The sequence below is a fragment of the Saccharothrix espanaensis DSM 44229 genome, from assembly GCF_000328705.1.
In the GTDB taxonomy this organism is placed as follows: domain Bacteria; phylum Actinomycetota; class Actinomycetes; order Mycobacteriales; family Pseudonocardiaceae; genus Actinosynnema; species Actinosynnema espanaense.
Window position 1 is genome coordinate 318407 of record NC_019673.1, and the last position, 22681, is coordinate 341087.

A 22681-nucleotide genomic window follows, 5' to 3' on the forward strand; every position below is an offset into this window, starting at 1 on the left:
CTCGTTCACTGGCTGCGAACGCTCGTGCTGCGTGGGGCGGGGTCGGGCGGGCCGTGGGCGTGCTGCGGGCGCGCCTGCACGGGGCGGCAGATCGGGTTCTGCTGGAAAGCCTGGGCGCGGCAAGGGATTCCTGCATTCAATCGGTGGTCGGTCAGGCGCGCCGATGGGGCCGGGGAGGTCGGCCGTGACCGAACTCGTGGAGCGGGTCCGGCGGCGGTTGGCGGACGGCGGCGACGCGCTCACCTCCGCGTCCGTGGCCGCCGCCGTGCGCAGCGAAGCCGGTGGCGTGGTCAGCCAGGAGGACGTGCGGCGGGCGTTGACCGTGCTGCGGCAGGAGTTCGTGGGCGCGGGTGTGCTGGAGCCGCTGCTGCGCGACCCCGAGCACACCGACGTCCTGGTCACCGGGCCGAACGAGGTGTGGGTCGACGGCCCGGCCGGGCTCCGGCGCACCGATGTGGTGTTCGCCGGCGAGGCGGCGGTGCGCCGGCTGGCCCAGCGGCTCGCGGTCGAGGCGGGGCGGCGGCTGGACGACGCGGTGCCCTACGTCGACGGGTGGCTGCCGGGTTCGGTCCGGCTGCACGCCGTGCTGCCGCCGATCACCCCGTCGACCTGCCTGTCGCTGCGCATCCTGCGCCCCGCCGTGCACGACCTGGCGGCGCTGGAACAACGCGGCACGTTCTCCCGGGAGACCGCCGGGGTGCTGCGCGCGGTGGTCCGGGCCAGGTCGGCGTTCCTGGTCGTCGGCGGCACGGGGTCGGGCAAGACGACCCTGCTCGCCGCGCTGCTCGGTTGCGTGCCGCACGACCAGCGCGTGGTGTGCGTCGAGGACGCCGGCGAACTGCACCCCGACCACCCGCAGTTCGTCCGGCTGCTGGCCCGGGGCGCGAACGTCGAGGGCGCGGGTCGGGTGACCTTGCGCGACCTGGTCCGCCAGGCCCTGCGGATGCGGCCGGACCGGATCGTCGTGGGCGAGGTGCGCGGTGCCGAGGTGGTCGACCTGCTGACCGCGTTCAACACCGGGCACGACGGCGGCGCGGGGACGTTGCACGCCAACTCGCCCGCCGAGGTGCCCGCGCGGCTGGAAGCGTTGGCCGCACTGGGCGGGCTGGACCGGCGGGCGTTGCACAGCCAGTTGGCGGCGGCGGTGAAGGTGGTGCTGCACATGCGCCGGGGTCCGGGCGGCGCGCGGCACCTCGCGGAGATAGGGGTGTTCGAGCGGCGGCAGGACACCTTGCTGGTCCACACGGCGTGGCGGCACGACGAGGGCTGGCGGCCGGCGGGTGCCGAGCTGCGGCGCTTGGCGGGTGTGCCGTGAGCCTGCTGTTGGCCGCCGTCGCGTTGCTGGTCGTTCCGGTGTCGGTGGTCGGGCGGCTGAAAGCGTTGCAGGGCAGGCGACCCCTCCGGTTCCGCCGCAGGCCGCCCGACCCGGTGACGGCGGCCGTGCTGGGCGCGGCGGTCGGTCTGCCGGCCGGAGTCGGCGGGTCCGTCGCCGGTGCCCTGGTGGCCTGGACCCTCTGGCGGGCCCGCCGGGGTCTCCGGGCGGAGCGGGCTCGGCTGCGCGCCTCGACGGCCGTCGCCGAGGGCTTGGCGGGCTTCGTCGCCGAGCTGCGTTCCGGCGCGCACCCGGCGCAGGCGGCCCTCGGCGCGGCCGAGGACGCCGAACCCCCGGCGGCCGGCGTGTTCCGGGCCATCGCGTCGACAGCGGCCCGGGGCGGCGACGTGGAAGCCGCCCTGACCACCCCGGACGCGCGACCGCTCGCCCGCGCGTGGCGGTTGTCGGGAGAGCACGGCGTGCCACTGGCCGACGTGCTGGAGGAGGTCCGGCGCGACCTGCGTCGCCGGATCGACTTCGCCCACCGGTTCCACGCGCGGATGGCCGGGCCGAGGTCGAGCGCGGCGGTCCTGGCGGCGTTGCCGGTGTTCGGGGTGCTGCTGGGCGAGCTGACCGGCTCGGGCCCGGTGGCCGTGCTGACGTCCACGGTCGCGGGGCAGGTGCTGCTGGTGGTGGGCGCGGTGTTGATCTGCGTCGGCCTGGGCTGGAGCACGCGGCTGACGAGGCAGGTGGTCACGTGATCCTGTTCTTGCTGGCGGCGGCCCTCGCGGTCCTCCCACCACGCCGCCCACCGCTCGCCCGCCTGACAACGACCCCTCCGGCCGGTGCCGGGTCCGGCCTGCCGCAGGCGAGGGCCAAACGGTGGGGACTGGCGTGGTCGAGCGCGGAGCGGTCGAGTCTCGTGGCGAAGCTGGTGCCACGTGGGCGGTCCCCGTCTCAACCGTGGTCACGGTCGTCAGCGTCACGGCCGTCGTCCCAGTCGTCATCGCCGTCTGCGGATCCGTTCGCGTTGCCTGCCACCTGGGATTTGCTCGCTGCGGCGTTGCGCGCCGGGTTGCCGGTGGCGACGGCGGTGCACGCGGTGCGGGCGGGCGCGCCTCCGGGGCCTGGCGCGTACTTGCGGAAGGTCGGCGACCTGTTGGCGTTGGGTGCGGATCCGGCTGCGGCGTGGGCTGCCGCGCTGGACCATCCGGACACTGCGCCGCTGGCACGTGCCGCTCGGCGCAGCGCGCGGTCCGGTGCGGCGCTGGCCGGTGCCGTGGCGGACCTCGCGGCCGACCTGCGGGCGCGGATCGACGACCAGGCGGAAGCCCGCGCCCAGCGGGCGGCGGTGGTGGTGGCCGGGCCGTTGGCGTTGTGCTTCCTGCCCGCGTTCCTGTGCCTGGGTGTCCTGCCGGTGGTGATCGGGCTGGCCGGGCAGGTGAGTTCGAGCTGGTGACTGTCCACAATGGAGCGATAGGAGAACTGTCTTGAACGACAGGGGAATGACGACCGCCGAGTACGCCATCGGCACACTGGCGGCGGCCGGGTTCGCGGGGCTGCTGGTCGTGTTGCTCGGTGGTGAGTGGATGACGGACATGCTGCGGGGGTTGCTGCAAAAAGCCTTCGCGGCGGGAACGTGACTCCGGGCCGACCGCGACCGCCGAAAGTCGTTGCCGGGCACAGGTCTCTGTTGAGCGGGGACCGGGGCGCGGTGACGGTGGAGGCCGCCTTGGCGGTGTGCGGCCTGGTGGCGTTCGTGGTGGTGGGCGTCGAAGTGGTCCTGACCGTTCTCGCCCAGGTCCAGTGCACGGACGCCGCACGCGAGGCCGCCCGCCTGGTCGCGCGTGGGGATCCGGGGCGGGCGTCGACCGCTGCGGCGGCCATCGCTCCCGCAGGCGCTCAGCTGGTCATCCGGCACGACGGCGACACCGCACGGGTGGAAGTGGCCTCGCGGCGCAGGTTGGTGGACGTCCGCGCGGACGCCTACGCGGTGCTCGAACCGGGAGTCGCCACCTCCAACGCGCCCACCGGGACCGCCGATGGGTGAGCCGAGCGCGCGGTCCGGCCTGGCGGCCTGCGCCCTGGCTGCCCGCGCCCTGGTGACCGGTAGCCGCGCACTGGCCGCACACGCTGCACGCGCGCTGTCAGTCCGTGCCCGCGTGGACGGGGAGCGCTCGGCCCTGGGGCGCGGGGCTGGGCGGGCTGTGGTGGGGGATGAGCGGGGGGCGGCGAGTGTGCTGGCCGTGGCGTTGCTCGGGGTGTTGGGGGCCGCCGTCGTGTTCGGGGTGCGGTACGGGGAGGTGGTGGTTGGTCGGCACCGGGTGGTGGCTGCGGCTGATCTTGCGGCCGTTGCCGCTGCCGGGTGGATCGAGCAGGGGGCGGCGCGGGCCTGTGGGCGGGCCGAGTGGGTCGTTCGGCGGATGGGAGGGGAGTTGGTGTCGTGCGTCGTGTCCGGGGTGGAGGTGGTGGTCGAGGTCCGCGCGGCTCGGGGAAAGGGGCTCGGTTCGGTGTTCGGTGCGCCCGCCGCTCGGGCTCGGGCCGGCTCGGGCGAAGGGTGACCTTGCCGCTCCGCGACGAACGGTCGCCCTCCGGCGGTGAGCGGACTCACACACCCGCTGGTTGCGGCTTCAAGGGCCGTCTGTGGGGACGGCGGAGTTCTGTCGGCCGTCCGGCCGACCGGCGTTCGCCGTTCCGTACCTACCAGTTGTCGACTGGTGGCTACCAGAAGTCCCTGTCATGTCGTTAGTTCAAGTGGCGGCACCGACGCGGTGTCGAATAACACCAGACACGGTGTCGTGGTCTTCAAGGAGGCGAACGGAAGATGGAGTGGTCCGATAGCTGGCGCGGGGCCTTCCGCATCGAGCTGCGCGCAGAGGCGGTCAACCTCGCGTGGCACGGGTGGCCTGTGCTGCCGGGGACCTATCCGGCGGGCATCGGGCAGTGGGCCGGTCGCGAGAGCGTCGAGCACGACGGCCCGGCTCCGGTGCACCACGACTGGCAGGAGCGCATCGGCACCAAGGCGGAGCAGGTCGCCACCTGGTGGGCCGGTCACTCCTACAGCATCCTGCTGGCCACCGGGCACGGTGTGGACGCCATCGAGGTCGGGGCCGACCTCGGCCGGCGCGCCGCCGTGGCGCTGCGGGCGGCGGGTGTGCCGGTGCCGATCACGGCCACTCCGTCCGGTCGCTGGATGTTCCTCGTCGCCACCGGGCAGCCGCTGCGGGCCGACTGGGTCGCCGACCACGACGTCCACCACTACGGCCAGGGCGAGTACGTCCCGCTGCCGCCGACGCCCGTCCAGCACGGCGTCGTGCACTGGCGGGTCAAGCCGCAGATCTGCGCGTGGCAGCTGCCCCGGACCGGCGTCGTGCAGGACGCGCTGACCGAGGCCGGCCACGTGCCTTCCGGCCACGTGCCCTCCGACTACGGCCTGGTCGTCGGCGGCCTCGCCTGACCAGGACCTCCCTGACCAGGACCTCCCTGACCAGGACCTCCCTGACCGGGGCTTGCCCGATGAGGGCCTGCCCGACCAGGGCCGGCCGGACCGCCGTCCTCCTCCGGTGGTTCGGCACCCGCAAGAAGGGTCGCCGGCCTCACACCGACGACCCTGGTACACCCCGCGGACGCACCCGCGGGAGCAGTACCGGCCCGGCCGTGTTGGACGTCGTGGGACTACTCCCCGACAACCCCGAGCACGACGTCCAACACGGCCAACCCGCCCGCCTTGTCCAGCGGATCGTTGCCGTTCCCGCACTTCGGCGACTGAACGCAGGACGGGCAGCCGGCCGGGCACGTGCAGGAAGCGATCGCCTCCCTCGTGGCGACCAGCCATGGGACCACCGCCGCGAACCCGCGGTCGGCGAAGCCGGCGCCTCCCGGATGACCGTCGTGCACGAACACCGTCGCCTCCCCGGTGTCCTGGTGCAGCGCGGTCGAGACGCCGCCGATGTCCCATCGGTCGCAAGTCGCGAACAGGGGTAGCAGGCCGATCGCCGCGTGCTCGGCAGCGTGTAGTGCGCCGGGGATGCGCGCCGGATCCAGACCGGCGCCCCCCGGCGCACTACCCAACAGCTCCTCGCCGACCGTGTACCAGACCGCCCGGGTGCGCAGGGTCCGCTCCGGCAGGTCCAGCGGCACCGAGTCGACCACCTGCCCGGACGACAGCTTCCGCAGGTAGCCGACGACCTGCGAGGTCACGTCGACCTCGCCCAGGCACACCGACACCCCGGCGAACCGCCGCTCCTCCAGCACCCGCACGACGGTGATGTCCTTGGTGTCGCGCGCGGTGGTCGTCCAGTCCGGCTTCTCCGCGTGCACCAGCGCGATGCCGCTGTCCAGGTCGAGCCGGTCCACCACGTACGACTCGCCCTGGTGCAGGTACACCGCGCCGTCGTGCACCGTCCAGCACGCCGCCGCCGGGTCGACCGTGCCGAGCATCCGGCCCGAGTCGCCCTCCACCACGACGACCTGCTCGCCGCCCGAACCCCGGATGTCGACCTCGCCGTGCGGCCGGTCGTGCGAGGTCCAGTACCAGCCGTTCGGCCTGCGTCGCAGCAGCTTGCGCTCCACCATGCCGTCGAGCACCTCGACCGCCAGGTCCCCGCCGAACTCCTCCAGCGAGTCCGGCGTCAGCGGCAGCTCGGCCGCCGCGCACGCGAGCTGGGGCTCCAGCACGTACGGGTTCGTCGGGTCGAGCACCGTCGCCTCGACCGGTCTCTCCAGCACCGCGGCCGGGTTGTGCACCAGGTAGGTGTCCAACGGGTCGTCGCGCGCCACGAACACCACCAGCGCGCCCGAGTCCCCGGTCCGCCCCGCCCGCCCGGCCTGCTGCCAGAACGACGCCAGCGTCCCCGGGAACCCCGCCACCACCACGGCGTCCAGGCCGACGATGTCGACGCCCAGCTCCAGCGCGTTCGTCGTCGCCACGCCGAGCAGGTCGCCGCTGGACACGGCCTTCTCCAAGGCCCGCCGCTCCTCGGGCAGGTACCCGCCGCGGTAGGCCGCCACCCGCGTCGCCAGCTCCGGGTCGACCTCGGCCAGCACCCGGCGCGCCCCGATGGCGGTCAGCTCCGCGCCGACCCGCGACCGGACGAACGCCAGCGACCGCGCGCCCTCCACGACCAGGTCGGCCAGGATCCGCGCGGTCTCCGCGCCCGCCGAACGGCGCACCGGCGCGCCGTTCTCGCCCTCCAGCTCGGTCAGCAGCGGCGGTTCCCACAGCGCGACGGTCCGCCCGGCGCGCGGCGAGCCGTCCTCGGTCACCGCCTCGCACGGCACCCCGGTCAGGCGGGATGCCGAAGTCGCGGGATCGGCCACCGTCGCCGACGCCAGCACGAACACCGGGTCCGCCCCGTAGCGCCGGGCGACCCGCCGCAGCCGCCGCAGCAGCAGGGCCACGTGCGACCCGAACACGCCCCGGTAGGAGTGGCACTCGTCGACCACCACGTACGACAGCCGGCGGAAGAACCTGATCCACTTGGCGTGGTTGGGCAGGATCCCCCGGTGCAGCATGTCCGGGTTGGTGAACACCCAGTTCGCGTGCGCCCGCACCCAGTCCCGCTCGGCCATCGGGGTGTCGCCGTCGAACGTCGCCGCCCGCACGTTCGGCACGCCCAGCGCTTCCACCGACCGAAGCTGGTCCGCACCCAACGCCTTGGTCGGCGACAGGTACAGAGCTGTTGCCTTCGGGTCGGTGTGCACGGCGCTGAGCACCGGCAACTGGTACGCCAGCGACTTGCCCGACGCGGTGCCCGTCGCGACCACCACGTGCCGCCCCGCCCAGACGTGCTCCGCCGCCTGCGCCTGGTGCCGCCACGGTTCCGGGACACCCCGTTCCACCAGCGCCGACACGACTTCCGGCGCGGCCCACGACGGCCACGGCACGGCTTGCGCGTCCTGTCGCGGGAGGTCCGCGCGGTGCGTCAACGGCGTCTCCCCGGCCGGGACCCCGGCGAGCACCCGGTCCAGTAAACGACGTCCCTGGTTCGCCACGGGGCGCAGCTTCGCACACGCCACCGACATCACGGTTGCTTCCTGCGCCTATAACGGTGTGTGCACGGACGGGGACTCACTGTCGGGTACTTGCGGACCTTGAATAGACTCCGCCGCTATCGCATCCAATGAGGGGTGCGTCACGTTGTGTCGGGACAGACCGTCGCGGGTGAGCAAGGCCGGTCCCGGCGTAGCGCGGTGCTTCCCGCCTTGGGCTTGGAAAACTCACCAGGAGGACGGATGTCCCGGCAATTCCTCGCGGAGGGCCTAGAGCTCTCCGGAGGTGACCAAGGTCTCGTGGCCGTGGTCGCCGTGGTCGCCCTGGCTGCTCTCGCCGTCGGTTATGTGCTGCTTCGGGAGGTCCTGGCCGCCGGCCAGGGCACCGCGAAGATGCAGGACATCGCCAAAGCGGTTCAAGAGGGCGCAGCGGCCTACCTCAACCGGCAGTTCCGAACGCTAGGCATTTTCGTCGTCATCGTGTTCGTGCTGCTCTTCCTGCTCCCCGCGGAGGACATCGGGGAGCGGATCGGCCGGTCGTTGTTCTTCCTCGTCGGAGCGGCGTTCTCCGCCGCCATCGGCTACCTGGGCATGTGGCTGTCCACTCGCGCGAACGTGCGCGTGGCGGCGGCCGCGAAGGAGCCCGGCGGGCGCGAGAAGGCGATGCGCATCGCATTCCGCACCGGTGGCGTGGTGGGCATGTTCACCGTGGGCCTCGGCCTGTTCGGCGCGGCCCTCGTCGTGCTGGTGTACACCGGCCAGGCACCCAAGGTGCTGGAGGGCTTCGGCTTCGGCGCGGCCCTGCTCGCGATGTTCATGCGGGTCGGCGGCGGCATCTTCACCAAGGCCGCCGACGTCGGCGCGGACCTCGTCGGCAAGGTCGAGCAGGGCATCCCGGAGGACGACCCGCGCAACGCGGCGACCATCGCGGACAACGTGGGCGACAACGTCGGCGACTGCGCCGGCATGGCGGCCGACCTGTTCGAGTCCTACGCGGTGACGCTGGTCGCGTCGCTCATCCTGGGCACCGCCGCGTTCGGCGCGAAGGGCCTGCTGTTCCCGCTGATCGTCCCGGCGATCGGCGTGCTGACCGCGGTGATCGGGGTCTACATCACCTCGGCCCGGACCGGGGAGAGCGGCCTCTCGGCGATCAACCGCTCGTTCTACATCTCGGCGGTGATCTCGGCCGTGCTGTGCACGGTGGCCGCGTTCGTGTTCCTGCCCAGCTCGTTCGGCGAGCTCAAGGGCGTGGAGGACCCCGAGGTGATCGCCACGTCGGGCAGCCCGGCGCTGATCGCGGCCATCGCGGTGATCATCGGCATCGTGCTGGCGGGCGTCATCCTGTGGCTGACCGGCTACTTCACCGGCACCGAGCACAAGCCCGTCAAGGAGGTCGGCAAGACCTCGCTGACCGGCGCGGCGACGGTGATCCTGTCCGGCATCTCGGTCGGCTTCGAGTCGGCGGTCTACACGGCGCTGGTCATCGGCGGCGCGGTCTACGGCGCGTTCCTGCTCTCCGGCACGCTGGTCGTGGCGCTGTTCGCGGTCGCGCTGGCCGGCTGCGGCCTGCTGACCACGGTCGGCGTCATCGTCGCCATGGACACGTTCGGCCCGGTGTCGGACAACGCCCAGGGCATCGCGGAGATGTCCGGCGACGTCGACGGCGAGGGCGCGCAGATCCTCACCGAGCTGGACGCGGTCGGCAACACCACGAAGGCGATCACCAAGGGGATCGCGATCGCGACCGCCGTGCTGGCGGCCACCGCGCTGTTCGGCTCGTACCAGGACGCGATCAAGCAGGCGCTGGAAGGCGTCACGGCGACCATCCCGGTCTCCTTCAGCAACGTCGTGTTCTCGCCGAACGTGCTGGTCGGCATCATCATCGGCGCGGCCGTGGTGTTCATGTTCTCCGGTCTGGCCGTCAACGCGGTGACCCGCGCGGCGGGCGCGATCGTGTTCGAGGTGCGCCGCCAGTTCCGCGAGAACCCGGGCATCATGGACGGCTCGGTCAAGCCGGAGTACGGCCGGGTCGTGGACATCTGCACCAAGGACTCGCTGCGCGAGCTGGCCACCCCCGGCCTGCTCGCGGTGCTGGCCCCGATCGCGGTCGGCTTCGGCCTCGGCGTCGGACCGCTGGCGGGCTACCTGGCGGGCGCGATCGCCACCGGCACCCTGATGGCCGTGTTCCTGGCCAACTCGGGTGGCGCGTGGGACAACGCCAAGAAGCTGGTCGAGGACGGCAACCACGGCGGCAAGGGCTCGGAGGCCCACGCCGCCACGGTCATCGGCGACACGGTCGGCGACCCGTTCAAGGACACCGCCGGCCCCGCGATCAACCCGCTGATCAAGGTGATGAACCTGGTCTCGGTGCTGATCGCGCCGGCCATCGTGACGTTCTCGGTGGGCGCGAGCGAGTCCGCGCCCCTGCGCTACGCCATCGCGCTGGTCGCGGTGGCGGTGATCGTCGCGGCGGTCGTCGTGTCCAAGCGGCGCGGCACGGCCATCGCGGACTCCCCGGCGGAGACTCCCGTCTCCAACGGCGCCGCGTGACCGGTCCGGCCTGAAACACCCCGAAGCGGGCGTCCCCTCCACGGGCGGGCGCCCGCTTCGGCGTGTGCGGATCGGCCCGGATGGGCACACTGTGGGTGTTTCGCGGGGTGTTCCCGGGTGAATGGAGAGTCCGAGATGTGGATCCGGCTGGCCGCGGTGGCCGCGTCGGCGGCGCTGGTCGTGGGGTGCGGTTCCGGTGGCGACCCCGCCCCGACCACCTCCGCGTCGTCGTCCCCGTCCGGCGGCGACACCGTCGCCTACATGGACAAGGTGTGCTCGGCCGCGTCGTCGTTCATCTCGGTGCCCAAGACACCGCCGAAGCTGGACGCGAACGACCCGGTGAAGCTCAAGGCCGACATGGGCGCGTACATGGGCCAGATGGCCGACGCGTTCAACCAGACGGCCACCAGGCTGCGCGAGGTCGGGCCGTCGCCGGTCGCCGGTGGCGACGAGCAGGTGTCGAAGATGGCGGGCACGTTCTCCGACATCGCCAAGTCGTTCGCCGACGCGAAGGCGTCGGTCGAGCAGGCCGACGCGAACGACCCGGTCGGCGGGTTGCAGGCCGCGGGCGAGGCGATCGGCCGGTTGGACCAGTTCGCCGAGCCGCTCAAGCAGCTGGAGGCCACGCCGGAGCTGAAGGAGGCCGCCGAGAAGGCACCGGCGTGCCAGGGCCTGCGCACGCTGCGCCCGTCCGAGCCGGTAACCCGGACGTCGTAGTATCCGGCCCGTCAATCAGGACAGGGTGGGGGGAACAGCGTGAAACTTCGCTTGACGGTGGCCGGCGTCCTCGCGGCCGTGCTCGTGACCGGTGCCTGCTCGGGTTCGGGTTCGGGGTCGGCCGGTTCCAGCAGCACCACGTCCGCCGCGGCCACGACCACGACCAAGCCGGCCGCCGACCCGGTGACCTGGGCCGGCACCTACTGCGAGGGCATCACGCCCGCGCTGGAGGGCGTCGTGGAGCTGCTCCAGATCATGCTCGGCGGCGCGGCGTCCGACCCGGCGGCGATGAAGGCCAAGATCCAGGAGTTCGCCGGCAAGTCCGGCCAGGCGTTCACCGACGCCGGCCAGAAGCTCGACGACCTGGGCGCGCCGTCGCCGGAGTCCCAGGCGCTGCACGACGAGCTGGTGAAGTTCTTCACCGAGTCGGCCGCCACCTGGACCAAGGCCGGCGAGGAGGTCGCCAAGCTCGACCCGGCCGACCCGGAGTTCGCCACGAAGCTGGGCGCGCTGGGCGGCGACGAGACGACGACCGCCGGCGACCAGATCAAGAAGCTCCAGAACGACCCGAAGCTGGGCGAGGCCTTCAAGAAGGCGCCGGAGTGCACCGCGCTGACCGAGAAGCTGAAGTCGCTCGGCGGCTGACCTCCCGGCGGAGCCCGGCCGGGCGTTCCGGCCGGGCCCCGTGCGCCCGGTGCCCTGCGCTGAGCGGCCCGTTCACGGCAAGATCGCCCGGCTGGGGACTGGCCGTGCTCGAACGTGTGTTCTACGCTGCGGGACCGTGGGGCAACTGTCCTTCTTTTCGGCCGAGGCGCGCCGGCCCTGTGTCGCGGACCTGGCCGGGCTGCTGTGCGGGCCCGGACGGGCGGTGGGTTTCGCGCGCGGTCGGGCGGCCCGGATCTCGGTCTGCCTGGACGAGCGCTGGCGCGGGGTGGCGCTGGTCGCGGCCCTGGCCGAGCGGGGCGTGCAGGCCCGGCTGGAGCTCGTCCGACGGCCCGCGCCGGTGCTCGGGCAGGCCCCGCCGGACGACGCGCCGGACGAGGCCGCGCCCGGGGGGACGCCACCGGCCGAGGCCGACGTGGCGGACGGGCGGCCCAGCGCGCCGGCCGAGCCGCCGCGCGCGGTCGGCGGCGGGCTGGAGGTCACGACGGCCTACCGCACCGACCTCACCGGGCTGGCCCACCAGTGGCTCGTCGGTGACACGAAGGTGGTGCCGCCCGAGTTCACCCCGCACGGCGGCGTGCTGCGGCTCTGGGCGCTCGCGTCGGGCCGCTGGGCGGAGTCGGCGTACGTGCTCGGGCTCGACCCCGAATCGCCCGACACGCACGAGCCGCTGCAAAAGGCGTTGGCCGCGTCGGGACTTCCGGCGACACTGCTCAAAACCGGTGGACCCGCACTCCGGGTGGTGGGCCGGCGGCGGTTGGAGCGGCTCGCCGAGCTGGTCGGACGGGCTCCGCGCGGGGTCGTGGAGCGGACCTGGCCGGCCGCCTAGCGGTCCTCCTGGCGGGCGATCGGGCACAGTTGTGTCACCCTGTCCCGACCAGGGCTGCCCATGCGGCGACAAAGGACAGTGCACACTGGCGGGTCGGGACACAGTGTTCGGAGAGAGCGGGACGGCGTGGCTGGATCGACACGGGCGAAGAAGAGCAGCGGGGGATCCGCGAGCGGCAACCGGCGGTTGGTGATCGTCGAGTCGCCCGCGAAGGCGCGGAAGATCGCGTCCTACCTCGGTGCCGACTTCGTCGTGGAATCCTCCAAGGGGCACATCCGCGACCTGCCCCGCGGGGCGGCGGACGTGCCCGCCAAGTACAAGGGACAGCCGTGGGCGCGGCTGGGCGTCGACGTCGACCACGACTTCGAGCCGCTCTACGTGGTCACGCCGGACAAGAAGGCGACCGTCGCGGAGCTCAAGGAGCTGCTCAAGGACGTCGACGAGCTCTACCTGGCGACAGACGGCGACCGGGAGGGCGAGGCGATCGCCTGGCACCTCCTGGACACCCTCAAGCCCAAGGTGCCGGTCCGCCGGATGGTGTTCCACGAGATCACCGAGCCCGCGATCCTGGCCGCCGCCGCGAACCCCCGCGACCTCGACCAGGACCTGGTCGACGCGCAGGAGACCCGGCGCATCCTGGACCGCCTCTACGGCTACGAGGTCAGCCCCGTGCTGTGGAAGAAGGTCATGCCGAAGCTCTCGGCGGGCCGGGTGCAGTCGGTGGCGACCAGGATCGTGGTCGAGCGGGAACGCGAGCGGATGAAGTTCGTGACCGCGTCGTACTGGGACGTCTCGGCGACCATGGACGCGGGCGAGCAGGCGTCGCCGCGCCAGTTCGCGGCACGGCTGGTGGCCGTCGACGGCCAACGCCTGGCCACGGGCCGCGACTTCGAGTCGACCGGTCGGCTCAAGGAGGGCTCGGAGGTCCGGGTCCTGGACGAGGCGCAGGCCCGCGCGATCGCGGACGGCCTGGTCAAGGCGGACATGGTGGTCTCCTCGGTGGAGGAGAAGCCGTACACGCGCAAGCCGTACGCGCCGTTCATGACCTCGACCCTCCAGCAGGAGGCGGGCCGCAAGCTGCGGTTCTCGGCCGACCGGACCATGCGCACCGCGCAGAAGCTGTACGAGAACGGCTACATCACCTACATGCGCACCGACAGCACCACGCTGTCCGAGACCGCGATCACCGCGGCCCGTGCGCAGGCCACGGAGCTCTACGGCGCGCAGTACGTGTCGAAGACGCCCCGCCAGTACACCCGGAAGGTCAAGAACGCCCAGGAGGCGCACGAGGCCATCCGCCCGGCCGGCGAGGTGTTCCGCACCCCCGGCCAGGTGGCGCGGGAGCTGGAGTCCGACGAGTTCAAGATGTACGAGCTGATCTGGCAGCGCACGATCGCGTCCCAGATGTCCGACGCGCGGGGCAACACGACCAGCGTCCGGATCTCCGGCACGACGGCGGCGGGCGAGGGCGTCACGTTCGCCGCGTCCGGCCGCACGATCACCTTCGCGGGCTTCCTGAAGGCGTACGTGGAGACGGTCGACTCGGAGGCGGGCGGCGAGTCCGACGACGCCGAGTCGCGGCTGCCCGAGCTGGTCAAGGACCAGGCGCTGGTGGCGGCCGAGCTGTCCGCCGACGGCCACTCGACGTCCCCGCCGCCGCGCTTCACCGAGGCCAGCCTGATCAAGACGATGGAGGAGCTGGGCATCGGCCGCCCGTCCACCTACGCCTCGATCATCAGCACCGTGCAGGACCGCGGCTACGTGTGGAAGAAGGGTTCCGCGCTGGTCCCGTCCTGGGTGGCGTTCGCCGTGGTCGGCCTGCTGGAGCGGCACTTCGGCCGGCTGGTGGACTACGACTTCACCGCCGCGCTGGAGGACGAGCTCGACGGCATCGCCGCCGGCCGGCAGGAGCGCACCACCTGGCTGTCCGGGTTCTACTTCGGCGGCAACGTCGGCCCGGAGTCGTCGGTGGGCCGTTCGGGTGGTCTGAAGAAGCTGGTCGGGTCGAGCGTCGAGCAGATCGACGCCCGCGAGGTGAACTCGATCCCGCTGTTCGTCGACCTGGAGGGCCGCACGGTCGTGGTCCGGGTCGGCCGCTACGGGCCGTACCTGGAGCGCGAGGTCGAGGGCGAGGACGGCGCGCCCACCTCGCAGCGCGCGAACCTGCCCGACGACCTGCCGCCGGACGAGCTGAACCGGGGCGTGGCGGAGAAGCTGTTCGCCACCCCGCAGGAGGGCCGCTCGCTGGGCAACGACCCGGTCACCGGGCACGAGATCGTGGCCAAGGAGGGCCGGTTCGGCCCGTACGTGACCGAGGTCCTGCCGGAACCGCCCGAGGGCACCAAGAAGCCGCCGAAGCCGCGCACCGGGTCGCTGTTCAAGACCATGTCGCTGGACGCGGTCACGCTGGACGACGCGCTCAAGCTGCTCTCGCTGCCCAGGGTGGTCGGCAAGGACCCGGAGACCGGCGCGGAGATCACCGCGCAGAACGGCCGCTACGGGCCCTACCTCAAGAAGGGCACCGACTCGCGGTCGCTGACCAGCGAGGACCAGCTGTTCACGGTAACCCTGGACGAGGCGCTCAAGATCTACGCCGAGCCCAAGAAGCGGGGCCGGGCGGCCGCCGCGCCGCCGTTGAAGGAGCTGGGCAACGACCCGGTGTCCGGCAAGCCGATGGTGGTCAAGGAGGGCCGGTTCGGCCCGTACGTCACCGACGGCGAGACGAACGCGTCGCTGCGCAAGTCCGACAGCGTCGAGGGGTTGAGCGACGAGCGCGGGGCCGAGCTGCTGGCCGAGAAGCGCGCCAAGGGCCCGGCGCCGAAGAAGAAGGCACCGGTTCGCAAGAAGGCACCCGCCAAGTCGAAGAGCTAGCGGGATGATGTGGCGGTGGACGACTTCGGCCCGGACGGCACGCAGGCACCACCGCCACCCCACCTGTTCCCGGACTCGCTCTCGGGCCTGGTGACCGGTGACGCCGACCCGCCCCGGCCGTTCCCGGACGCGCTGAGCGGATCGGCGGCACCGGGCCCGCCGGTCATCCCGCAGGTCGTGGCGCAGCCGGTCTACGCGGAGCCGCCGCGCAGACCGGCGCACCACAAGCAGACCCGCCGCGCGCCCGGCCCGACCCCGGACCTCGCGCCCGCGTGGTCGAACGCCCCGCGGTCGTACTCGCCGCCGCAGGCCTACCAGCAGCGGTCGGTGCCGTACGCGCAGCGGCCCGCGATGAACCAGGTCCAGCACCAGCAGCAGCTGCCGGCGAAGAAGTCCGGCAAGGGCAACCTGATCGGCTGCCTGGTGGTGCTCGCCACGCTGAGCGGCCTGCTGTTCAACGTGCTGCGCGAGATCGTCGAAGCGGTCGCCAAGCTGTTCACCTGACGCCGCGGACCACCCGAACGGCGGATGCGATCGGGGCGGCGCGGCACTCCCGGTTACCCTGGTCCCCCGGCACGGACGGCGGGGGTGAGCACCATCCAGGACGGCGGCGGCACGGCGGCCTCGACCGGCCACCGGATTCGCAGCGTGTTGGCGATCCGGCCGTTCCGCAGGCTCTGGGGCGTCACCTACCTGTGCAGCGTCGGCGACTGGCTGTCACTGCTCGCGCTGACCGGCCTGGTCTCCAAGCTCACCCAGAGCTACCAGTGGGAGAGCTTCGCGCTGAGCCTCGTCGTGCTCACCCAGCTCCTGCCGGGCATCCTGTTCGCCCCGCTGGGCGGCGTGCTCGCGGACCGGTTCGACCGGCGCAAGATCATGGTCGTCTGCGACCTGCTGCGCGGCGGCCTGTTCATCTCGATCGCCCTGGTCGGCACGGCCTGGTGGCTGTTCATCGCGAACTTCCTGGTCGGCTGCTGCGCGATGCTGTGGATCCCGGCCAAGGACTCGGCGGTGCCGAACCTGCTGCGCCGCCCGGACCAGGTGGAGACGGCCAACCAGCTCGGCCTGGTGATGACCTACGGCATCGCGGTGATCAGCGGCGCGGGCCTGTACTCGCTGATCTCCGGCATCCCCGGCTACCTGCACCTGCAGAGCACCGACATCGAGTTCCGGATCGCCACCATCGCCGTGATGGTCAACGGCGCGCTGTACGTGACCTCGGCGGTCCTGGTCGCGGTGCGCATCCCGGAGCTGTCCGGCCGGGTCAACGCGGTCCGCGCGGCCGAGGGCGAGCGCGAGGGCTTCTTCGCGATGCTCCGCGACGGCCTGCGGTTCGCCGGCCGCACCCCGCTGGTGCGCGGCCTGGTGATCGGCATGATCGGCGCGTTCGCGGCGGCCGGCGCGGTGATCGGCACGGCCAAGCTGTACGCGCTGTCCCTGCTCGGCGGCGACTCGACCTTCGGCCTGCTGTTCGTGGCGGTGTTCGCCGGTCTCGCGGTCGGCATGGCGATCGCGCCCCGGATGGCCCGCCGGCTGTCCTACGACCGGCTCTTCGGCGTGACGATCGTGCTCGCCGGCACCAGCCTGGTGCTGGTCGCGCTCGCGCCGCACCTGTGGATCGCGCTGATCGCGGTCGCGCTGGTCGGCGGCTGCGCCGGGATGGCGTTCCTGACCGGCCTGACCATCGTCGGGTCCAAGGTCGAGGACGCCATGCGCGGCCGGACGGTCGCGCTGCTCCAGTCGTTGCTCAAGGTGGTGCTGTTCGCCGCCTCCGCGACGGCCCCGCTGCTGGTCAGCGTGGTCCAGCAACCGGACATCACGCTCTTCGGGCACGAGATGCAGGTCGACGGCACCCGCCCGGTGCTGTTCGGCGCGGCGGTGATCGCGGTGGTGCTCGGCCTGATCGCCTACCGGCAGATGGACGACCGGCGCACCGAGCCGATCCTGTCCGACCTGCTGGCCGCGCTGCGCGGGCGGTCCCGGCAGGGCGCGGGCGTGCTGATCGCGGTCGAGGGCGAGAGCCGCGCCGACACCTCCGCGCAGGCCCGCCGGCTGGCCGACGCGCTGCGCGCCGCCGGGCACCGGGTGCTGCTCGCCGCCGACCCGGACCTCGACGAGCAGCGGCTGCGCAACCTGCTGTCCACCGCCGACCTGGCCGGGGTGCGGGCGCACGCCCTGGTCGCCGCGGCGGTGCGGGCCGACGTGGTGGAGCGCGAGGTGCGGCCCGCGCTGGACAGCGGCTCGCTGGTGGTGATGGAGCGGTACGTGGACAGCCCGCTGGCGCACTTCAGCGCGGCCGGCAGCGTCCCGCCCCGGGAGATGGAGGGCCTGGTGGACTGGGCCACCGGGCGGCTGCGGCCGGACGTGACCGTGCTGCTGGACCGGACGCCGGTCGAGGGCAGCGCGTCGGTGGACGCCGTGGAGCACCACTGGCGGGTGCAGCGGCTGCTGACCGAGATGGCCGCCGCCGACCCGAGCCGCTACCTGGTCGTGGACGGTGAGGGGACGGTGGACGAGGTGGCCGGGCGGGTGCGCGCCGCCGTGCTGCCGCTGCTGGCCGGGGCTTCGGCGCAGCCGGTGGCGGACAACTCCTGAAAGCTCGGTAGGTTTGGCGACCGTGGCCGGCAAAGGGGTGTGGAGCGAGGTCGTCGGGCAGCCCGAGGCGGTCGCCGTGCTGGGCGCGGCGGCCGAGGCGGCGGCGTCGATCGTGGCCGGCGGGTCACCTCCCCCCGGTGCCATGACGCACGCGTGGCTGTTCACCGGGCCGCCCGGCTCGGGCCGGTCCAGCACCGCGCGGGCGTTCGCGGCGGCGTTGCAGTGCCAGGCCGCGGACGACCGGCCGGGCTGCGGCGCGTGCGCCGGGTGCCACACGACCCTGGCCGGCACGCACGCCGACGTGCGGGTGGTCGCGCCCGAGGGGCTGTCGATCGCGGTGGCCGAGATGAGGGCGCTGGTGCAGGTCTCGGCACGCCGGCCGACGTCGGGCAGGTGGCAGGTGGTGATCATCGCCGACGCCGACCGGCTGACCGAAGGCGCGTCGAACGCGCTGCTCAAGGCCGTGGAGGAACCGCCGGACCGGACCGTGTTCCTGCTGTGCGCGCCCTCGGACCACCCCGACGACGTGTCGGTGACGATCCGCTCGCGGTGCCGGATCGTGTCGCTGGGCACGCCCCGGCTCGACGCGATCGCGGCGGCGCTGGTCGAGGACGGCGTCCCGGCGGACGAGGCGAACTGGGCGGCGTCGGTGTGCGGCGGGAACGTGTCGCGCGCGCGGCGGCTGGCGACCGAGGAGTCGGTGCGGGCGCGGCGCGAGTCGGTGCTGCGGATCCCGCTGGCGCTGCGCCGGCCCGCGGACATCTTCACCTGCGCGGACAACCTGGTGCAGGCCGCCGAGGCGGACGCGCTGACCGCGAACGAGTCGCGCGACGAGTCCGAGCGGCACGCGCTGGAGACCGCGATGGGCGCGGGCGGCACCGGCAAGGGCACGGCGGCGGCGACCCGAGGTGCCAAGGGCGCGTTGAAGGACCTGGAGAAGCGGCAGAAGTCCCGGGCCACCCGGACCCAGCGGGACTCGCTGGACCAGGCGCTGGTGGACCTCGCCGCGTTCTACCGGGACGTGCTGGTCACGTCGTCGGGCGCGACCGCCGTGCTCAACCACCCGGACCGGGCGGCCGACGCGCGGACGGCGGCCCGGGAGTGGACCCAGGAGTCGACGCTGCGCCGGCTGGAGGCCGTGCTGGCCTGCCGGGACGCGTTGGAACTCAACGTGAAGCCGCGGATCGCCGTCGAGGCGATGCTGTTCACCCTGCACCGGGGCTGACCCCCGGCACGTCACTGCTCGGCGGGCTCCGGCGACTCGTCCTCGACCCGTCGGCGGATCGGCATCGCGGCCACCACGACCACCCCGACCAGCAGCAGCGCGGTGCCCGTCCAGAAGATCGGGACGGTCTGGTAGGCGGCGTTGGTGTACGCCAGTTGCGGGACGTTCTTGGGCGGGGCGGCTTGCCCACCGCCACCGGGAGGCGTCGGTGTCGGTGCGCACACCACCCCGCCGTTCGGGGCAGCCGCGCGGACGACCTGCTCACCCAGGGACACCTGTGCCAGCGCCGAAGGCAGGTTCGGCAGACCGAGGGCATCGGTCGGCAACAGCTGGAGGTCGAGCAGCCGCGCGGTTGCCCCGAGCATGAACCCCTTGATGGTGGGGCCGCCCTGCTGGAGCGGGCCGTCGAGGGCCGTGGACTTCTCGGTGAGCTGCGCGACCTGGAGGCGCAGCACGCCGATGTCCAGCTTGCGCTCGCCGAGCGCACCCACCACGGGGAGGGTGAGGTCGCCGAGGACCGGGATGCCGATCGGCACGTCGAGCTTGGGGTTGGCGGCGTCGAGCACGCCGAGTTCCTTGCCGCCCTGCGAGACCCTCAGGACCGGCGCGGTGTAGGTGATCTTCGACGTGCCGGCGTCGCCGGTGGACAGCGCGGTCAGCGTCGGCTGGCCGACCACGTCGATGCGGACCTCCATCGGCGTGCCCGCGAGCAGCCGCACGCTCGCCGCCTGGAGCGTCGAAGTCGACTTCACGGCCTTGTTCGCGCTGCCCGGCAGGTCGACCAGTTCGACGGTCGAGTGGGCGCTGAGCGTGTCCGGGAGGCTGAGCAGCGAGCCCTGCGCGCCGGTCTCGGGCGTGCCGGAGAGCAGGCCGCCGAGCCGGCTCAGCGGCCCGGCCAGGCCCTTGAGCCCGTCGATCAGCGACTGCTTGGCGGCCGCGTCGAGCTTCGGCGTGTCCTGGGTGAGCATCCCGGTGAGGTCGGGGGAGCTGGGCAGCGTCGGGATGGCGTTGAGCACGGACAGGCTCGCCACGGAGGTCTTGGCGTCGGCGATGGGCTGCACGCACGGGCCGAGCTCGTCGTTCCAGCGGGCGTGCACGCTGCCGTTGAGCAGGCCGACCTTGAGCAGCGAGTCCAGCGGCGTCTGCGGCGGGGTGAGCCCACCGGTGATCGGGTCGGCGTTGTCCGGCGACGCGGTCTGCACGATCGTGCCGGGCGTCTGGGGCGCGCGGCCCTGGACCGCGAACCCCAGCGGCGACGCCTGCGCGACCGCCCGCTCGTAGGCCAGGAACGCCTCGGTGTTCGCCTGCGCGCTGGCCAGCCCCACCCCGATCTCGGCCGCCGACTGCTTGGGCAGCACCTCGCCGAACCCGGGCAGGATCGTGCTCGTCGGCGTCGAGTCCGGCGCGAGCCGCACCACCGCGAGCCCGGTCCCGGCGTCCCCGATCACGTGCGTGTTCGGCGCGGGCCCGGCCGACACCGGCGGCTGGTTCGGGTCCCGGGGACCGGGCACGGGCGTCGTCGTGGGCTGGGCGGACGCGGGGGCGGCGCACAACGCGACCAGCACAGCGGCAGCGGGCAGGGCCATCAGGCGCATGTGGTGGTACCTCCCACGAACGGCGGCGTGCGGTGCGGCGCCCACGTGAGCGGCGTCACGAACAACCTAACGACGCCACCCCCTGCTGGGTGACGCCGGACGCTTGGGCTATAGTTGTCGCGTCTCGCCGCCTTAGCTCAGTCGGCCAGAGCAGCTCACTCGTAATGAGCAGGTCATCGGTTCGATTCCGATAGGCGGCTCGCGGGATAGAGGCCAGGTCAGCGTGTCTGACCTGGTCTTCTTCATTTTCCGGAGTGGTGACGAATCGTAGTGCCGCGCCGTTTGTCGTTGACCGGTGTGGCTTCGGTGTCCCAGGTGCGCTGGCCGGCGTCCGGTCGATCGATCGTGATGTGCGGCGGAGCGGGCCGTGGACGGGCGGCTGCTCCATCAGGGTGGCCTTTCGCCCGTTCGCGTCAGGCTTCGTTCACCCTGGCGTTGCCACCCTGGAGGTGATGGCGATGGTTGCGATGGTCGTGCTCACGGTCCTGGCGTTGCCGTTGGTCCTGGTGGCCGCGCGGGTCGGGCGGCGGCGGTGGGTTCGGCGGCGGGGGGTGGCTCGGGTTCGGGCGGAGTTGGCGGTGTTCCACCACCGGCTCACCCGGTCTTGAAGACCCTGGTGGCGATGTCGCCGTAGCGGCGGTCCAGTTCCGCCGTCACCTCCGACGGGGTCCCCACCACCGCGAACGCGTGCAGCACCTCGTCGTCCACCGCGGCGGACATGTCGTCCCACAGCCGCCGTCGCGACATCCGGTGCAGTTCGTCGTGCAGCGCGCCCCAGCCGTGCAGGTCCAGCACCTTCCGGTACGCCGGGGTGGAGCCGTAGAACGCGATCTGCCGGCGCGCCCCCGCCACCTCCCGGTCGTCGGTGGCGACCAGCGACGGGGCGCTGACCTCCAAGCCCGCCAACGTCTTCCCGGCCGTCTCGCGGCCCTTCGCCAGCGCGGGCAGCGTCACCTCCCGCAGGTACCGCTCGGTGGTGAAGGTGTGGCACAGGAACCCGTCCGCCACCTCGCCCGCGACCTCGGTCATCAGCCCGCCGACGCCCGCGAGCCACACCTTCGGCCGGCCGTGCGGGTTCGGGCCCGGGTCGAAGAACGGGGTCATCAGGGTGTGGGTGTAGAACTCGCCGCGAAAGCGCAGCCGCTCGCCGGTGGCCCACGCGTCCCAGATCGCGTGCAGGGCTTGGACGAACTCGCGCATCCGCGCCGCGGGCTTGGACCACGGCATCCCGAACCGCTTGGTGATGTGCGGTTCCACCTGCGAGCCCAGCCCCAGGTGGAACCGGCCGCCGGTGGCCAGGTGCAGGTCGTTGGCCTGCACGGCGGTGCTCATCGGGTTGCGGGCGAACGCGACGGCGATGGCGGTGCCCAGGTCGAGGTCACCGCCGACCACCCGGGACAGGCCCAGGAACGGGTCGTGCTTGGTCTCGGCGAGCCAGAAACCCGTGTGACCGGTGGCTTCCGCGCGTCGGGCGGCGTCCACGACGGTGCGCGGGTCGTACTCGATCTCCAAGCGTTCCACCTTCACGCCGGTGAACTTACGTCTCGCAGGCCACACCGTCGTTGTCGCGGTCCAGTGCGGCGCGGTAACCGGGCTGGCCCCGGTACAGCGGCGCGGCTCCGGCGGCCCTCGCGGCGGCGCAGTTCGCGTAGTACGCGCTCGGCGGCGGTGGGGGTGCGACGGGCTGCGGCGCGGGTTGCGGTTCCACGGTCTGGCGCGGCGGAGGTGCCACGGTCTGCTGCTGAGTGGGCGGGGGAGGCGGCGCGATGGTGTCCGAGCCCGAGCAGGGCGCGCCCCACAGGCCCTTACCGGCGGTTTTCGCGGCGGTCTGGGCGGCGCTGAGCGCGGCGGACATCGGTTGCAGGGCCCGTGCCACGCCCTGTTCGACCGCGAGCACGACAGCGTCGGTGCCGTCGGGCAGCAGGACGGCTTCGCCGACCAGTCGGACCTGCTTGCCGCTCACCGTGGCGGTCAGGAAGTCGACGGCGGACTGGGACCAGCACGCTCCCGGCTGGGCGATGGCGTCCAACACCACTCGACGTCCGTCGGTCACGGTGATCGTGCGGCCGTCGACGATTCCGGTGACGTCCACCGGTGGCGGCGCGGTGGTCGTGGTCGTCGGGGGAGTCGTGGAGGTCGTGGAAGTTGTTGTCGCGGAGGAGTTCTGAGCGGAGCCCGTCGCAGACGGCGAGGTGCCGCACGCGCTCACCGCGAGAACGGCCAAAAGCAGCAGCGGCGACGATCTTCGGACTGAGTCGGCGGTCATGCCGACCTCATCGACGGGTGCCGGGGCACTCGTTACGCGTTCCCGAAAAATCGGGTCCGGCCCGAAA

20 protein-coding genes and 1 tRNA gene are annotated in these 22681 nt (G+C 72.9%); 17 read left to right on the forward strand and 4 right to left on the reverse strand.

Features of this window, described 5'->3' with window-relative positions; translation table 11 throughout:
* Positions 1–163 precede the first annotated feature (163 nt).
* The 7 genes from BN6_RS01565 to BN6_RS01590 all read left to right on the forward strand — a co-directional run bounded on the left by BN6_RS01565 (position 164) and on the right by BN6_RS01590 (position 4769).
* A complete protein-coding gene (locus tag BN6_RS01565; RefSeq protein WP_041311624.1) occupies positions 164–1315 on the forward strand; it encodes a TadA family conjugal transfer-associated ATPase in 1152 nt (383 codons plus the stop codon).
* The gene (locus tag BN6_RS01570) at positions 1312–2073 is read left to right on the forward strand and encodes a type II secretion system F family protein (protein WP_015097766.1); all 762 of its coding nucleotides are present in this window, start codon (positions 1312–1314) and stop codon (positions 2071–2073) included. The genes BN6_RS01565 and BN6_RS01570 overlap by 4 nt, the downstream gene beginning before the upstream one ends.
* 269 nt (positions 2074–2342) lie before the next feature.
* Positions 2343–2771: a type II secretion system F family protein gene (locus BN6_RS01575; protein WP_041311627.1), complete on the forward strand. Its 429-nt coding sequence runs from the start codon at positions 2343–2345 to the stop codon at positions 2769–2771.
* A 31-nt stretch (positions 2772–2802) separates the two neighbouring features.
* Complete coding sequence (locus tag BN6_RS43165; protein WP_015097768.1) at positions 2803–2955, forward strand: DUF4244 domain-containing protein; 153 nt, start codon at positions 2803–2805, stop codon at positions 2953–2955.
* Between the two features lie 50 nt (positions 2956–3005).
* Positions 3006–3362, forward strand: coding sequence for a TadE family type IV pilus minor pilin (locus BN6_RS01580; RefSeq protein ID WP_041311630.1), 357 nt, complete (start codon positions 3006–3008; stop codon positions 3360–3362).
* A complete protein-coding gene (locus BN6_RS47335; protein ID WP_015097770.1) occupies positions 3355–3873 on the forward strand; it encodes an Rv3654c family TadE-like protein in 519 nt (172 codons plus the stop codon). Before BN6_RS01580 ends, BN6_RS47335 begins: the two co-directional genes overlap by 8 nt.
* A gap of 263 nt (positions 3874–4136) precedes the next feature.
* Positions 4137–4769, forward strand: a complete 633-nt coding sequence (locus BN6_RS01590; protein WP_015097771.1) for a bifunctional DNA primase/polymerase — start codon at positions 4137–4139, stop codon at positions 4767–4769.
* Positions 4770–4987: 218 nt separating this feature from the next.
* On the opposite strand, the gene BN6_RS01595 is transcribed toward BN6_RS01590, so the two are convergent.
* Positions 4988–7336 (reverse strand): DEAD/DEAH box helicase, encoded by a 2349-nt coding sequence (locus BN6_RS01595; protein WP_015097772.1) that lies wholly within the window; start codon positions 7334–7336, stop codon positions 4988–4990.
* Positions 7337–7546: 210 nt separating this feature from the next.
* Here BN6_RS01595 and BN6_RS01600 point away from each other — a divergent pair, with 210 nt between their 5' ends.
* The 8 genes from BN6_RS01600 (at position 7547) to BN6_RS01635 (ending at position 18753) form a co-directional block, all read left to right on the forward strand.
* Complete coding sequence (locus BN6_RS01600) at positions 7547–9853, forward strand: sodium-translocating pyrophosphatase (protein WP_015097773.1); 2307 nt, start codon at positions 7547–7549, stop codon at positions 9851–9853.
* A 117-nt stretch (positions 9854–9970) separates the two neighbouring features.
* Positions 9971–10570, forward strand: coding sequence for a hypothetical protein (locus BN6_RS01605; RefSeq protein WP_015097774.1), 600 nt, complete (start codon positions 9971–9973; stop codon positions 10568–10570).
* A gap of 39 nt (positions 10571–10609) precedes the next feature.
* Positions 10610–11215 carry a hypothetical protein gene (locus tag BN6_RS01610; protein ID WP_015097775.1) on the forward strand — a complete coding sequence of 202 codons (606 nt, stop codon included), beginning with the start codon at positions 10610–10612 and terminating at the stop codon, positions 11213–11215.
* Positions 11216–11351: 136 nt separating this feature from the next.
* The gene (locus BN6_RS01615) at positions 11352–12062 is read left to right on the forward strand and encodes a hypothetical protein (RefSeq protein WP_041311637.1); all 711 of its coding nucleotides are present in this window, start codon (positions 11352–11354) and stop codon (positions 12060–12062) included.
* A gap of 126 nt (positions 12063–12188) precedes the next feature.
* Entirely contained in the window at positions 12189–14933 is a 2745-nt protein-coding gene (gene topA / locus BN6_RS01620; protein WP_051075412.1) for a type I DNA topoisomerase, read from the forward strand.
* 15 nt (positions 14934–14948) lie between these two features.
* Positions 14949–15437 carry a hypothetical protein gene (locus BN6_RS01625; protein WP_148302700.1) on the forward strand — a complete coding sequence of 163 codons (489 nt, stop codon included), beginning with the start codon at positions 14949–14951 and terminating at the stop codon, positions 15435–15437.
* A gap of 24 nt (positions 15438–15461) precedes the next feature.
* Positions 15462–17528, forward strand: a complete 2067-nt coding sequence (locus tag BN6_RS01630) for a bifunctional MFS transporter/dTMP kinase (protein ID WP_015097779.1) — start codon at positions 15462–15464, stop codon at positions 17526–17528.
* Between the two features lie 13 nt (positions 17529–17541).
* Positions 17542–18753 (forward strand): DNA polymerase III subunit delta', encoded by a 1212-nt coding sequence (locus BN6_RS01635; RefSeq protein WP_041311641.1) that lies wholly within the window; start codon positions 17542–17544, stop codon positions 18751–18753.
* An 11-nt stretch (positions 18754–18764) separates the two neighbouring features.
* On the opposite strand, the gene BN6_RS01640 is transcribed toward BN6_RS01635, so the two are convergent.
* Positions 18765–20348 carry an HRD1 family E3 ubiquitin-protein ligase gene (locus BN6_RS01640; protein ID WP_015097781.1) on the reverse strand — a complete coding sequence of 528 codons (1584 nt, stop codon included), beginning with the start codon at positions 20346–20348 and terminating at the stop codon, positions 18765–18767.
* Between the two features lie 126 nt (positions 20349–20474).
* Between BN6_RS01640 and BN6_RS01645 the strand changes: the two genes are divergently transcribed.
* Positions 20475–20548 (forward strand) — tRNA-Thr (locus BN6_RS01645).
* 252 nt (positions 20549–20800) lie between these two features.
* Positions 20801–20956, forward strand: coding sequence for a hypothetical protein (locus BN6_RS46430; RefSeq protein WP_158509336.1), 156 nt, complete (start codon positions 20801–20803; stop codon positions 20954–20956).
* Here BN6_RS46430 and BN6_RS01655 read toward each other — a convergent pair.
* Positions 20943–21875, reverse strand: coding sequence for a TIGR03617 family F420-dependent LLM class oxidoreductase (locus BN6_RS01655; RefSeq protein ID WP_051075413.1), 933 nt, complete (start codon positions 21873–21875; stop codon positions 20943–20945). The two genes, BN6_RS46430 and BN6_RS01655, sit on opposite strands and share 14 nt — an antisense overlap.
* Positions 21876–21885: 10 nt before the next feature.
* Positions 21886–22440 carry an excalibur calcium-binding domain-containing protein gene (locus BN6_RS47585; RefSeq protein WP_231904943.1) on the reverse strand — a complete coding sequence of 185 codons (555 nt, stop codon included), beginning with the start codon at positions 22438–22440 and terminating at the stop codon, positions 21886–21888.
* Between the last annotated feature and the right edge of the window lie 241 nt (positions 22441–22681).

Coding starts and splice junctions, on each gene's coding strand:
- BN6_RS01630 (WP_015097779.1), top strand. CDS start 15,462: ATGCGATCGGGGCGGCGCGGCACTCCCGGTTACCCTGGTCCCCCGGCA.
- BN6_RS01595 (WP_015097772.1), bottom strand. CDS start 7,336: ATGTCGGTGGCGTGTGCGAAGCTGCGCCCCGTGGCGAACCAGGGACGT.
- BN6_RS01640 (WP_015097781.1), bottom strand. CDS start 20,348: ATGCGCCTGATGGCCCTGCCCGCTGCCGCTGTGCTGGTCGCGTTGTGC.
- BN6_RS46430 (WP_158509336.1), top strand. CDS start 20,801: ATGGCGATGGTTGCGATGGTCGTGCTCACGGTCCTGGCGTTGCCGTTG.
- BN6_RS01600 (WP_015097773.1), top strand. CDS start 7,547: ATGTCCCGGCAATTCCTCGCGGAGGGCCTAGAGCTCTCCGGAGGTGAC.
- BN6_RS47335 (WP_015097770.1), top strand. CDS start 3,355: ATGGGTGAGCCGAGCGCGCGGTCCGGCCTGGCGGCCTGCGCCCTGGCT.
- BN6_RS01565 (WP_041311624.1), top strand. CDS start 164: ATGGGGCCGGGGAGGTCGGCCGTGACCGAACTCGTGGAGCGGGTCCGG.
- BN6_RS01590 (WP_015097771.1), top strand. CDS start 4,137: ATGGAGTGGTCCGATAGCTGGCGCGGGGCCTTCCGCATCGAGCTGCGC.